At 37.3% G+C, this 13,126-nt stretch carries 11 protein-coding genes; 7 read left to right on the top strand and 4 right to left on the bottom strand.

Going from position 1 to position 13,126, the window contains the following annotated elements; all coding sequences use genetic code 11:
• Positions 1-223: 223 nt before the first annotated feature.
• Together CRO54_RS11780 and CRO54_RS11775 are read left to right on the top strand one after the other, a co-directional pair.
• Positions 224-850, top strand: coding sequence for a ribonuclease HII (locus CRO54_RS11780; RefSeq protein WP_097132160.1), 627 nt, complete (start codon positions 224-226; stop codon positions 848-850).
• Positions 825-2,048, top strand: coding sequence for a glycosyltransferase family 4 protein (locus tag CRO54_RS11775; RefSeq protein ID WP_097132158.1), 1,224 nt, complete (start codon positions 825-827; stop codon positions 2,046-2,048). The genes CRO54_RS11780 and CRO54_RS11775 overlap by 26 nt, the downstream gene beginning before the upstream one ends.
• A gap of 55 nt (positions 2,049-2,103) precedes the next feature.
• Here CRO54_RS11775 and CRO54_RS11770 read toward each other — a convergent pair whose 3' ends face one another.
• Both CRO54_RS11770 and CRO54_RS11765 read right to left on the bottom strand, forming a co-directional pair.
• On the bottom strand, positions 2,104-2,544 hold the full coding sequence (locus CRO54_RS11770) for a carboxymuconolactone decarboxylase family protein (RefSeq protein ID WP_097132155.1): 441 nt from the start codon (positions 2,542-2,544) through the stop codon (positions 2,104-2,106).
• 151 nt (positions 2,545-2,695) lie between these two features.
• Positions 2,696-3,274, bottom strand: coding sequence for a Crp/Fnr family transcriptional regulator (locus CRO54_RS11765; protein ID WP_097132152.1), 579 nt, complete (start codon positions 3,272-3,274; stop codon positions 2,696-2,698).
• A 134-nt stretch (positions 3,275-3,408) separates the two neighbouring features.
• Here CRO54_RS11765 and CRO54_RS11760 point away from each other — a divergent pair, with 134 nt between their 5' ends.
• From CRO54_RS11760 to CRO54_RS11740, 5 genes are all read left to right on the top strand, one after another.
• Entirely contained in the window at positions 3,409-4,707 is a 1,299-nt protein-coding gene (locus tag CRO54_RS11760; RefSeq protein ID WP_240775090.1) for a DASH family cryptochrome, read from the top strand.
• A gap of 115 nt (positions 4,708-4,822) precedes the next feature.
• Positions 4,823-7,624 (top strand): 2-oxoglutarate dehydrogenase E1 component, encoded by a 2,802-nt coding sequence (locus tag CRO54_RS11755; RefSeq protein WP_097132150.1) that lies wholly within the window; start codon positions 4,823-4,825, stop codon positions 7,622-7,624.
• A 100-nt stretch (positions 7,625-7,724) separates the two neighbouring features.
• Entirely contained in the window at positions 7,725-8,951 is a 1,227-nt protein-coding gene (odhB, locus tag CRO54_RS11750) for a 2-oxoglutarate dehydrogenase complex dihydrolipoyllysine-residue succinyltransferase (RefSeq protein ID WP_097132148.1), read from the top strand.
• Positions 8,952-9,289: 338 nt separating this feature from the next.
• Positions 9,290-10,009 (top strand): DUF2490 domain-containing protein, encoded by a 720-nt coding sequence (locus tag CRO54_RS11745; RefSeq protein ID WP_097132146.1) that lies wholly within the window; start codon positions 9,290-9,292, stop codon positions 10,007-10,009.
• A gap of 129 nt (positions 10,010-10,138) precedes the next feature.
• Complete coding sequence (locus CRO54_RS11740) at positions 10,139-11,029, top strand: hypothetical protein (RefSeq protein ID WP_097132144.1); 891 nt, start codon at positions 10,139-10,141, stop codon at positions 11,027-11,029.
• Positions 11,030-11,100: 71 nt separating this feature from the next.
• Here the strand turns inward: CRO54_RS11740 and CRO54_RS11735 are convergent, their stop codons facing one another.
• Entirely contained in the window at positions 11,101-11,853 is a 753-nt protein-coding gene (locus tag CRO54_RS11735) for a head GIN domain-containing protein (protein ID WP_240775089.1), read from the bottom strand.
• Between the two features lie 112 nt (positions 11,854-11,965).
• On the bottom strand, positions 11,966-13,099 hold the full coding sequence (locus CRO54_RS11730) for a transglutaminase domain-containing protein (RefSeq protein ID WP_097132142.1): 1,134 nt from the start codon (positions 13,097-13,099) through the stop codon (positions 11,966-11,968).
• Between the last annotated feature and the right edge of the window lie 27 nt (positions 13,100-13,126).

The raw sequence follows: 13,126 nt of genomic DNA, 5'->3' as shown, positions 1-13,126 counted from the left end.
GCAAGGACTTTGCAATTAGCTTGGTTTTAGAAGCACAACTTTAAGTACAATAAACCCGATTGAAATGAAAGCCCGAAAGCGAGTGCAACGAGTGCGGACTTAAAATGGAAAGCGGGACTTACACTTGTGAGTAGCATGCTAAAGCTTTTCAAAACTCATTAAAAAACAATTATAATTTTCATCACTATTGCGTGTAAGGGTTTAGAAGTGTTATTTTTGTAATATGCTGTTAAACTGTTATCAAATAGAACTTATTGAAGCTGGCTGCGATGAAGCTGGACGTGGCTGTTTGGCTGGTCCTGTAGTTGCTGCGGCTGTAATTTTGCCTAAAGATTTCTATTTGGAAGGTTTGAACGATTCGAAGCAATTATCTCACAAACAACGAGATTTGTTGCGTCCAATTATCGAAAAGGAAGCGTTGGCTTGGGCAGTTGCTATGGTAGACCACGAAGAAATTGACCAAATCAATATTCTCAATGCCTCTTTTTTGGCTATGCACCGAGCTTTAGACCAACTCACTTTACGACCAGAATATTTAGTGATAGATGGGAACAGGTTTAAAACCTACCAAGACGTAAAACATTCTTGTATTGTAAAAGGCGACGGAAAATACCTCAATATTGCCGCTGCTTCTATTTTAGCCAAAACCCATCGAGACGAGTACATGGCAGCTTTAGATTTGGATTTTCCTGACTACCAATGGAAAAAAAATAAAGGTTACCCAACTATTGCACACCGAAACGCCGTTATCAATATAGGCCCGTCTCCGTTCCACCGAAAAACATTTAACGTAAGTAGTCCACAATTAGCTATAGAATTCGAACTTGAAAGTACTTCTGTTAAGCCATAGGGTCCCTTTTCCGCCAAATAGCGGTTATCCGATAGTGGTTTATAACACTATCAAGGGCTTGCTTAGTCTTGGGGTAGAGGTTACATTGTTCAGCCTCAATAATTCAAAACAGTACATAGATGTAGATGATATTTACGATCCTGTTTTCGAAAAAATCAGTTTCCATTCTTTTACGGTAGATATTGAAGTAAATGCTTGGGATGCTTTTGCGAACATATTTTCCAATCAATCTTACAACGTTTCTAGGTATTTTGATAGCGATGCTGAGAAAGTGCTAGAAAATGTTTTGAGAGAACAAGAGTTTGAAGTAGTTCAATTTGAAGGTCTTTTTGTAGTACCTTACTTGGACGTGGTTAAAGCATATAGCAAAGCCAAATTAGTTTACAGGGCGCACCATATAGAACACGATGTTTGGGAGCGACTAGCGCTTCGGGAGCGTTTTACCCCTCGAAGAACTTACTTAGAATTTTTGTCGCGAAGGTTGAAGGCTTATGAAATGGAACAAATCAATCGCTTTCATCAGGTTTTTGCCATTAGTAATCCCGATAGGCAGAAATTGTTGCTAATGGGATGCGAAACGAGGTTGGATGTTTTTCCAGTAGCCTTAGATTTTGAGAAGTATAAAATAGATACGAGTAAAACGAGTTTCCCAACTTTGTTTCACTTGGGGGCTATGGATTGGCGCCCAAACAAGGAGGGCTTAGAATGGTTTTTGGATGAAATTTGGCCTGATATTGAAGAACTAAGCGGAGAGTTGCGTTTCTATATTGCTGGTAAAAACATGCAGAAGCATTTCTTTGAATACGATTCTGATAACCTCATTGTAGAAGGAGAGGTGTTTGATGCGGTGGATTTTATTAATAGTAAGGCTATTATGATTGTGCCTTTGCTTTCGGGTAGTGGAATGCGGGTAAAGATTATCGAAGGTATGGCCATGCAAAAATGTATCATTGCTACCACTATGGCTGCAGAAGGGATTGATTGTAAACATGGTAGGGATATTTTAATTGCAGATACCGCAGATGAGTTTTATCGCTCTATCTTAAAATGTATTACACAGCCCAATAAATGGCAGGAAATAGGTAAGAATGCACGTAAAACTGCAGAAAAGCATCATGAAGTTAATGCCAACGCAAAGCGGATGTTTGATATTTATGGAGAGTTGGTTGGTATTCAAGAAGAACCATTGTCAAGCTGAGCTTGTCGAAGCTTTTGATGAACATTTCGACAAGCTCAATGTGACAAATGCAGTATTATGATTTTGGAACTTCCAAGTTTGTGCTAATCGCAATTCTGTTCCAAGCGTTAATGGCCACACAAGCCATGATAATTTGTGCCACATAACTTTCGCCAAATGTATCAACTGCTTTTTTGTACAAGTCATCATCAACACCGCACTGACTAATTAGCGTAATTTTTTCTGTTAAGCCTAAAATTATTTTTTCTTCTGCCGAGAATAAATCCGTTTCACGCCAAGCGTTTAATAAAAATATACGCTGTGGAGTTTCGCCTAGTTTAATGGCGTCTTTAGTATGCATATCTAAACAAAAAGCACAACCATTAATTTGCGAAGCTCTAATTTTAATTAACTCTTTGTGAGATTTTTCTAATGACGTTGTTAATAAATAATTTTCTAATCCATACATGGCTTTGTAAGCATTAGGCTCCAGTTTCGATATATCCAGTCTTTTCATTTTTGTTGTTTTTTATGTGATTTGATAAAGCAAAGTTATTGTGCCTATAGCTCAAAAAACTTAAACTGGTTTAAGAAAAGATAGTTTAATAAATTATCCACATAGACACATAGAATAACAAATTAAAAACTATGTGTCTATGTGGTTTTATCTATTTTCCAAGATGTTTTTTCTTAATCTCGCTCAAATATTCTGTTGTAAAACCTAAATAAGAAGCCAGCATATATTGTGGCACACGCTGTAAAAATGTAGGTTGAACTTTTGCAAAATAGATATACATTTCTTCCCTCGAATAATCGTTAATATACTTGATTCTGAGTTGAGAAGCAGCGAAAGCCTTTTCGTACACTTTCCTAAAATAACGTTCCATTTGAGGGAATTGGCTTAACATTTTTTCCTGTGCTTCGTAGCTGATGGCTAAAACTTCAGATTGCTCAATTGCTTGTATGGCGAACGAACTTGGTCTTTGTTCCAAAAATGCGAGGTTGTCTGTCATCCACCAGTTTTCTATCGCAAATTGAGTGGTTTGCTCAATGCCCGTTTCTTTCATGAAAAACAAGCGTAAACACCCTTTTAGCACAAAGAAATGTCTTTTACAATGTTGACCTTCGTTCATCAACATCTCTTTTTTCTTCACAGAAAGCACTTCGAAAAACAATAATATTTCTGCAAAATCAGCTTCGCTAACGTTAACAAACTTTTTAATATGTTGATGTAATGAATGAGCCATGGTTGGCTAAAGATAGTTTTTTCTACCTTTTTTTAGGTTTCAACAACGTTTCGTAGTGTTATAGATATGTAAAAATGAAGTAGCGTTTTAAGCTTTTGGCTTATTTTTTTGCAAATTAGCAGTCACTAAATAGAATGGCTTCGGATATGGGCAAAAAGATTTTGGTATGGTTTAGAAATGACCTTCGCTTGCATGACAATGAAATGCTTGTTGAGGCTATTGCTAAGGCTGATGAAATTTTGCCAGTTTATGTATTCGATCCTCGTCATTTCGAGAAAACCCAATATCATACTTATAAAACCGGTGCTATAAGAACTAAATTCTTTATAGAAAGTGTTGCTTCACTGCAACAGTCTTTACAAGCAATAGGCGGTAATTTGTTAGTGCTGCAAGGTCATCCAGAAGAGGTGTTGCCTGCATTAGTGGTGAAGCATGATATCACGGAAGTTTACCATCACAGAGAGGTGGCAAGTGAAGAAACTGCCGTGAGTTTAAAGTTGGAAGATGCGCTTTGGAAGCAAAAAGTGAATCTGAAACATTTCATTGGGCATACACTTTACAATAAGGAAGATTTACCTTTTCCAATTAAGGATATTCCTGATGTGTTTACGCAGTTTAAAAAGAAGACAGAGCGTGATGCTGTGGTAAAACCTTGTTTCCCCACGCCAAGCGCAATCAGTTTTATCAGCCTTGAAGATTGGGGTGCAATTCCTTCAATCAACGAATTGTTGCAAGATGAAGCTGCGGTAATCCTAAAAATCCAATCTGAGTTTATAGGAGGCGAAAAGGAAGCATTAGCACATTTGCATGAATATTTGCACGCAGGCGAAGGAATGGTTTTAGCCAACGCTACGTTGAAAAAGCATGAGATTGTATCCAAACTTTCTGCTTGGTTAGCATTAGGTTGCCTATCGCCAAGAGAGGTGTATTGGAAAATGAAAGATGCCGAAGCGACACACGGTGTAAGGCCTTATTTTCATCAAATTGTTTTGGGCTTGTTGTGGAGAGATTATTATCGTTTCATGTTCAAGAAATATGGCAATACCTTCTTTAAACCTCTAGGCTTTAAGAAAGATGGCGTTTCGTTACAGTTAGAAAATACATCAGCCTTGCAAAATTGGAAAGATGGCAATACTGGACAACCATTAGTTGATGCCTGCATGCAAGAGTTAAATACTACTGGCTATATTAACCAGCTGGCCAGACAACTGGTAGCTACTTATTTGGTTAAAGAATTGGAAATAAACTGGGTACTTGGTGCTGCTTATTTCGAAGAGCAACTGTTAGATTATGCTCCGGCAAGTAACTGGGGTAATTGGGCTGCCGTTGCAGGTGTGGGTAACGACCAAAAATTGTCAAATAGTTTTGATTTTGAGAAGCTAATGAAAATTTTAGACCCAAAAGGTGCGTTCGCACAGGTCGTTCGAGCTTAGAAAAGCGTCTATATTTTAGTTACAGTTTTTTAATTTATTTAAATGTGATTTTATTGCCTTTTCTAAAGGTAAAATCCTAATTTTGCAATACTTATCGTAATAGTTATATATACAAATGGATAACCTAACTTATCTTAACGGCCCCAACGCCGAATACGTTGAATCCCTATACCAGAGTTATAAAGAAGACCCTAGTTCTGTAGAGTTTGGATGGCAGAAGTTTTTTGAAGGTTTTGATTTCGGAAGAGGAGCAGATGCACCTGCTGTTAGTGGTGGCGATGCTCCAGAGCACTTTTTGAAAGAAATTAGTGTTTTAAACTTGATTAATGGCTACCGTCAACGTGGTCACTTGTTTACCAAAACAAATCCGGTTAGAGAAAGACGTAAGCACTTGCCAACTTTAAATATCGAGAATTTTGGTTTAGCTGCGGCAGATTTAGAAACTGTTTTTAATTCAAGCGTTGAGCTTGGCATTGGCCCAGCAAAGCTGAAAGATATTGTTGCTTTCTTAGAGCAAACTTATTGTGGTTCTATAGGTGTTGAGTACAAATATGTACGTACGCCAGAAGTACTTTCTTGGTTAGAAGGTAAAATGGAAGGTAACCGCAATACACCCAATTTATCTAACGATGAGAAAATGAGAGTAGTTAAAAAGTTGAACGAAGCAGTTGTTTTCGAAAACTTTTTAGGTACTAAATTCTTAGGTCAAAAGCGTTTCTCTTTAGAAGGCGCTGAGGCATTAATTCCAGCGTTAGATGCTGTAATTGAAAAAGGAGCTGATTTAGGTATTGAAGAATTTGTATTGGGTATGGCACACCGCGGTCGTTTGAACGTGTTGGCTAATATCATGCAAAAAAGTTATAAAGATATTTTCACTGAGTTCGAAGGAAGAAGTTACAATCCGGAAACTCCTTTTGGTGGCGACGTGAAATACCACTTGGGTTACTCAACCGATGTAACCACTAATAAAGGTAAAAACGTACACTTAAGCTTATGTCCAAATCCATCGCACTTAGAAACTGTTGATGGTATTGTGGAAGGGATGAGCCGTTCTAAAATCGATTTCAAATATGCTGGCGATGATGGTCGTTTAGCTCCGATCTTGATTCACGGTGATGCTTCTGTAGCGGGTCAAGGTATTGTTTACGAGGTCATCCAGATGGCTGGTTTAGATGGTTACAAGACTGGAGGTACCATCCACTTGGTCATCAACAACCAAATCGGTTTTACCACCAATTATAAAGATGCTCGTTCTAGTACTTACTGTACAGATATTGCTAAAGTAACTTTATCTCCAGTTTTTCACGTAAATGGTGATGATGCAGAAGCGTTAGTTTATGCAATTAATTTAGCAATGGAATATCGTCAGAAATACAGAAATGATGTATTTATTGACATCCTTTGCTACCGTAGATTTGGCCACAACGAATCTGATGAGCCTAAATTCACTCAGCCTTTACTTTACAAAGCAATTGAGAAACATGATAATCCATTAAAGATTTATGTGGCTGAATTGATTAAAGAAGGCAAACTTGATGATGCTTGTGCAAAGAACATGGAGAAAGAGTTTAAAGCGCTATTACAAACATCATTAAACGAGGCAAAAGAACACAATGCAGCATTATCAGATGTTAAATTTGGTGGTGCTTGGGCTGATTTACGTATCGCTACAGCAAAAGATTTCGAATCTTCTCCAGAAACAGGTGTTAAAAAAACAACCCTGCTAGAAGTTGCAAAAAGAATTACCACTTTACCAAAAGATAAAAAGTTCTTCAAGAAGATTGAAAAGTTATTTGAAGAGCGTTTGAAAATGGCGACAGAAACTAACGTTTTTGACTGGGCGATGGGCGAGCAGTTGGCTTACGGTACTTTATTGGCTGAAGGGAAACGTGTTCGTTTAAGTGGTCAGGATGTGAAACGTGGTACTTTCTCTCACCGTCACGCGGTATTGACGCTAGAAGATTCGGAAGAAGAGTATACTCCATTATTGAATATTTCTGAGCAACAAGCTCAATTTGATATCTACAACTCACACTTGTCTGAGTATGGTGTTTTAGGTTTCGAATATGGTTATGCAATGGCTAACCCTAATGCATTAACTATCTGGGAGGCACAATTTGGTGACTTCTTTAACGGAGCTCAAATTGTAATCGACCAATATATTGCAAGTGCGGAAACTAAATGGCAAAGAGCTAACGGTTTGGTAATGTTATTGCCTCACGGTTACGAAGGTCAGGGTCCAGAGCACTCGTCAGCACGTATTGAGCGTTTTATGGAACTTTGTGCAGAGTACAACATGCAGGTAACTAACTGTACTACTCCTGCAAACTTCTTCCACGCTTTACGTCGTCAGTTTAAACGCGATTTCCGTAAACCTTTGGTGAACTTTAGTCCTAAGAGTTTGTTACGTCATCCACTTTGTGTAAGCCCATTAGCAGATTTTACTGCTGGAGGTTTTAAAGAAGTAATTGATGATGCTAACGTAAAAGTGGCTGATGTGAAGCGAGTTGCTTTCTGTTCTGGTAAGATTTATTACGATTTGTTGGAAGCACAGAAAAAGAATGAGAACAAAGATGTCGCTGTTGTACGTGTAGAGCAATTATATCCAACTCCTGTAGACCAAATGGAAGCTATTGTAGCTAAATATAAAAACGTTGAGGATGTGGTTTGGGTACAAGAAGAACCAGAAAACCAAGGTGCTTGGCCATATTTGTTACGTAGATTGAGAAAAACGTCATTGAGTAATATCGATGTGATTTCGAGAAAAGAAAGCAGTAGTCCGGCCACTGGTTATATGAAGCAACATACTAACCAACAGGCTTATATTGTAGCTAAAACTTTCGAAACTTCGGTAGCAGAAGTAGCGAAGAAACCACTTAAAGAAACTGCTAAAAATGCAGTGAAAGATAAAGTTTAAGAAATAGTAAATAAAGACTAGCGTTAAGCGATTATGATAGGCTTTGAAAAAAAAAGCTTTTTGCTAATCGCCAAACGCCAAACAAAACATATAATTTAATATGAGTTTAGAAATCAAAGTTCCGCCAGTAGGCGAGTCGATTACCGAGGTAGTATTATCTCGTTGGGTTAAAAACGATGGCGAATTTGTGGAGATGGACGAAATTATTGCGGAGTTAGAATCAGACAAAGCAACTTTCGAACTTACTGCAGAGAAAGCAGGAACTTTAAAAATTGTTGCTAGCGAAGGTGATACGCTAGAAATTGGTGCTGTAGTTTGCAGCATTGAAGAAGGTGGTGCTGCTCCGGCTGCTGCGAAAGAAGAAGCTCCAAAAGCTGATGCTCCTGCGGCAGATAAAGTTGCGGCGCCAGTTGCTGAAAAAGAATCTAAAGATAGCTATGCTTCTGGAACTCCATCTCCAGCTGCTGGTAAAATTTTAGCAGAAAAAGGCGTTGACGCTGCTAGCGTTAAAGGTACTGGCGTTGATGGCAGAATTACCAAAGAAGATGCAAACAACGCACAAGCTGGTAAACCTGCTGCTAAGACAGAATCGCCTAAAGCTGCTGCAGCTCCTGCGGTTGCTGGTTCAAGAAATGAGCGTGCTGAAAAAATGTCGCCATTGCGTAAAACGGTTGCTAAGCGTTTAGTTGCCGTTAAAAACGAAACGGCCATGTTAACTACTTTTAATGAAGTTAACATGAAGCCAATCATGGATTTACGTGGAAAATATAAAGACCAATTTAAAGAGAAACACGGTGTAGGCTTAGGCTTCATGAGTTTCTTCACTAAAGCAGTTTGCGAAGCAGCGAAAGATTTTCCTGCGGTAAATGCTCGTATTGATGGCGACCAAATTATTTTTAACGATTTCGTTGATGTTTCTATCGCGGTATCTGCGCCTAAAGGTTTGGTTGTACCAATCATTAGAAATGCAGAGAGCATGAGCTTAGCGCAAATCGAAAAAACGGTAATTGAGTTAGCTACTAAAGCTAGAGATAGCAAATTGACAATTGAAGAAATGACAGGTGGAACTTTCACGATCACTAATGGTGGTGTATTTGGTTCAATGATGTCTACACCGATTATCAATGCGCCTCAATCAGCAATTTTAGGTATGCACAACATTATTGAGCGCCCAATTGCTGAAAATAAAGAAGTGGTAATTCGCCCGATGATGTACATTGCTTTATCTTACGATCACAGAATTATCGACGGACGTGAGTCTGTAGGTTTCTTGGTAAGAGTTAAACAATTATTGGAAGATCCAGCTAGATTATTGTTGGGCGTATAATCGCCAACTGTCATGCTGAATTTATTTCAGCATCTGGTAGAAATAAATACAAAGCCTTGTTCATGAAAATGAGCAAGGTTTTTTTTGTGCGCTATACTCATCTAATTCGTCATTGCGAGGCACGAAGCAATCTTAATGCGCCATATTATGTTAATCGTTGTAAGATTGCTTCGCAAAGCTCGCAATGACCACAAAGTGTTTTATGCACAAAAAGCAGTTGGGTATGACGACCCTACTTAGGATGACGGCAAGAAAAAAACACTTTGTTTAGTTTCTGTTACGTTTTCGTTGCTTTTAATAGAATTTAATATTTTCGTTATCACACAAATTAAAACCAAATGAGAAAAATTGTACTTGTCGCTTTCTTAAGCGTCTTCACATCCTTGAGTTATGCACAAACCATTAATCAAAATACTGGCTGGCTTTTTTTGATGAACACCACTAAATTTAATGATAAATGGGGAATGCATTTCGATTTGCAAGTTCGTTCTGAAAATAATTGGGATGGTGTTAGAAACTTATTAGTAAGGCCAGGAGTAACTTACTATATCAATAAGAATTCAAATGCAACTGTGGGCTATTTATATACGCCAACTTTTTTGCCAAATGATATTTTAATTGGTGCGGCACCGATGAAAAATACCTTAACAGAACACCGTATTTGGCAACAGTACATCTACAATCATCAACCTTGGAAAGGGGCAGCATTAAGTCACAGGTTTAGGTTAGAACAACGTTTTATAGAACGTCAAATTGATGATTTGTTTTCGCAACGTTTTCGTTATTTCTTTAGGCTGGTTCAGCCGCTACAAAAACAAGAAGGTGCATTTACCAAAGGGATATTTGCCGCTTTGCAGAATGAGCTTTTCTTCAATATTCAGAATAAAGAGCAGTTAAACGGAAGTTTGTTCGATCAAAATAGAGCTTATTTAGCGGTAGGTTATCGAGTTTCTAAAAGCTTTGATATCGAAGCTGGATATATGAATCAAACAGTAAATGGAGCTAATGCCAATACTGTAAATAATGTGGCTCAGTTAGCTTTGTATACTAGGTTTTAAAAAACCTTAATTGTTTTCACAATAGAAACTTAGATTTGGGAAGATATCATTTTAATGCTGTTAAGTCATATATAGGTTAAATAAGTATTTATACTTAAAATAATCACGTATTTTACGCAATTTTGGCGAATGAAACGTGCTTCTATATTAGTACTAGCTTTGCTGTTCGGCAGAAAAATAAATGCTCAAGAAATTATTTCAAAACCCATTTCAGAAGCAAAGATTGGCAAAAGTTTATTTTCCAATTCTACTCAGAGAGATTTCTCTAGAAAAGGTCAATTCTATGTGCATTGGGGTTGGAATTTTTCTTGGTACGATAAAAGTGATATCACATTTCAAGGTCCAGGATATGATTTTACTTTGAGAAATGTAAAAGCAAAAGACAGACCTTCCAAATTAAGTTTGGATTATGTTAACCCAATGGAGTTAACTACACCTCAATTTGATTTTAGATTTGGATACTTTTTTAAAGACAATTATAGTATTTCCATCGGTTGGGATCATATGAAATATGTAATGGATATCCCACAGAAAGTAACTATAGATGGATATATCAACGCTACAGTTTCTAATCCGGCAATAGCGACTGGAAGTTATGCTGGTGTTTACAAAGATCAGGAACTAGATGTTAAGGATGATATGCTGACATTTGAACATACTGACGGACTGAATTATGTAAGTGCAGAATTAGAACGCTACGATGATATCTGGATAGCCAAGAATAAAAAACAAATGTTAACGATGGAAACGGGAGTGGGAGCAGGCTTTGTAATTCCACGTTCTGATGTGAGATTCTTTGGAGTAGGTGAAAATAACTTTTGGAATTTTGCAGGTTATGGAGTTTCGTTAAAAGCAGGTTTAAAATTTAACGTGACAAGAAAGCTATATTTTCAAAATGTGACTAAGGCAGGTTATATCGATATGGATAAAATTCGTACCACCGGCAGAAACGATATAGATAAAGCTAAGCAAACTATCCGTTTCTTAGAGAACTATACTGCTATTGGCTACCAGTTCTAAAACCTGCATTTGATAAATAAAAAGCCTAGTGAATTTAACCACTAGGCTTTTTGTTTGGTGTCTTGATTGGATTAATCTAGTTTTTTTACTCCACCAGAGCCTAAAAATTTCTTCTCTTTAACATCTGCGTTGCCGGTATAATAAACTTTTCCAGAGCCACTAATTAAGGCACTAATTTCGCCATTTGTGTGTATGTATGCGCTGCCCGAACCACTGATGGTAGCCGATAGTGAACCTACTTTTAAAGCTCCCTTTTTAGAAAGTACACCAGAACCACTAATGGTTAAGCTTGCTTCGTCGGTTTCGCCAGAAATATTCAATTTACCAGATCCGCTAACTACACCGCTGTATTCTTGCACGTCTACATTTGCAGAAATAGAACCAGAACCACTTAAAGTTGTAGTAAGGGAATTATTGTTAATTGTTCCTTTCACTGTGATGGAGCCATCGCCACTCATGGTTAAGCTTTTGATGGTCTTAGCATTTACATGAGCAATAATTTTCTTGTCCTTGTATTTATGCGACCAACTCGTCCAGCTCATTTGTGGTCTGATGATTAAAGCATTCCCTTTTACTTCTGTAACGAGCGTAGCAATCGCCTCTTCATCACCTTCAAATCTAATGCTTTCGGTATTGCCTAAAGTAATGATTACTTGTAATGGACCGCCTGCAGCAACAGCATTGAAGTTTTTCACCTCTGTTTCTTTAGCCTTAGTTTTTACTTTGGAAACACTGATGTTAACAGGTAGTTCTGACTGTACAGGTTTTGCAATAGCTACACTTACAGCTAACATTAAACCAACGGAAATATATTTTTTATTCATTTTTGTAATTTATCTGTCTAAAAGACGTGGTCTATTCTAAAAACGTTGCATCATTTAGAAACTTATTTAAAGGAATAAGTTGTTAACGTAAATTTAATACAGTTTCTTTTAATTATTCTGGCTTTGTCCAAAATAAATTAGGGTTGTTAGTTTTGTATTGAATGAATTTTACTCCAGATTTTTCGTAATTAACCTCTTTCAGCTGTGGAGTTTGTTCTATTCCATCTAAAGGTAGCAGCTCTACGTAAGTAATATTTTTGCCTCTTACCGAAGTTTCCGTATTGTATTCACTTGTTAATGGGGTTTGTAATCTGTATAAATTTTTTGCCATATATTTTTCGAGGTATTCTTCCTTGGTTTGCAGATTTGTCCTGTTCCAATTGGCATCAGCGTTTAATACCAATGGAAGCCCTTTTATCAGCCTTTCCCTTACTTCTTGTACGCCTAAAAGATTTCCTTTTTCATCCATTACGTAAGAATCGAATGTTGGATCCATCCAAATCCATTTGTTTAAATCTTTACTATAAACCATGTTGATTACATGGCAGTCATCAAATTTACTTTCTCTCGGCATACAGGTGATGTGCCTAGATTTGATGTCCATCGCCAAGTAGCATTCATTCAAGATTGTAGCCAGCATTCTGCAGTTCACTCCACGGTTTTCGGCTTTGCAAACTTTAATCAAATCGATAGCATTTTGTAAGGTTGGATTATTGCTGCTTCCATCATGTCTGATTAAATTATGTACCCAATGCATTAAATTGAATATTTGCGAAAGTTCTGTGCCTTTACCAGCTATAGAATCTAATTTTAGTTCTTTCCTTACTTTTACTAAATCAGGATGGTCTTTTGATTGGTAAGTAAATGCTGGGATAAAACGATTATCCGAATAGTTGTATTTCTCTGCTTTCTTTAGTTGTGCTAATCTTGAAGGTTGATATTTAATTTGAGTTTTGGCGGTGTCTTTACCATTTAGTAAAATAATGAAATCGTACTTTTCTACTTTCGGATCAATTTTGAACGAAATAGAATCTACATCGGTGTAGAAAGTAACTCTTTTGCCCGAAGTAACATATACATCTAGTTTTTCTTCGGGAACAATTCGCCAAGCTTTTTTAGTTAATTTTTGATCATCCCTGATATCAACTTCTATTGAATTAGCTTTGATGATAGGCAATTTTTTCTGTGCAAATGCGAATTGGGTTAAAAGTGCAATAATGCAGCTGGAAAGTAATTTAGTCTTCATGTTTTGGTTGTTAATTAATTGAGCAGG

Source organism: Pedobacter xixiisoli (genome assembly GCF_900215335.1).
Taxonomy (GTDB): domain Bacteria; phylum Bacteroidota; class Bacteroidia; order Sphingobacteriales; family Sphingobacteriaceae; genus Pedobacter; species Pedobacter xixiisoli.
The sequence above is the reverse complement of the archived record's forward strand: the minus strand, read 5'-3'. Positions and strand labels throughout refer to the sequence as shown.

Bases quoted from the DNA above. Each gene is read 5' to 3' on its own strand.
- CRO54_RS11760 (WP_240775090.1), top strand. From the start codon at position 3,409: ATGGCTTCGGATATGGGCAAAAAGATTTTGGTATGGTTTAGAAATGAC.
- CRO54_RS11770 (WP_097132155.1), bottom strand. From the start codon at position 2,544: ATGAAAAGACTGGATATATCGAAACTGGAGCCTAATGCTTACAAAGCC.
- CRO54_RS11755 (WP_097132150.1), top strand. From the start codon at position 4,823: ATGGATAACCTAACTTATCTTAACGGCCCCAACGCCGAATACGTTGAA.
- CRO54_RS11730 (WP_097132142.1), bottom strand. From the start codon at position 13,099: ATGAAGACTAAATTACTTTCCAGCTGCATTATTGCACTTTTAACCCAA.
- CRO54_RS11745 (WP_097132146.1), top strand. From the start codon at position 9,290: ATGAGAAAAATTGTACTTGTCGCTTTCTTAAGCGTCTTCACATCCTTG.
- CRO54_RS11780 (WP_097132160.1), top strand. From the start codon at position 224: ATGCTGTTAAACTGTTATCAAATAGAACTTATTGAAGCTGGCTGCGAT.
- CRO54_RS11735 (WP_240775089.1), bottom strand. From the start codon at position 11,853: ATGAATAAAAAATATATTTCCGTTGGTTTAATGTTAGCTGTAAGTGTA.
- CRO54_RS11740 (WP_097132144.1), top strand. From the start codon at position 10,139: ATGAAACGTGCTTCTATATTAGTACTAGCTTTGCTGTTCGGCAGAAAA.
- odhB (WP_097132148.1), top strand. From the start codon at position 7,725: ATGAGTTTAGAAATCAAAGTTCCGCCAGTAGGCGAGTCGATTACCGAG.
- CRO54_RS11765 (WP_097132152.1), bottom strand. From the start codon at position 3,274: ATGGCTCATTCATTACATCAACATATTAAAAAGTTTGTTAACGTTAGC.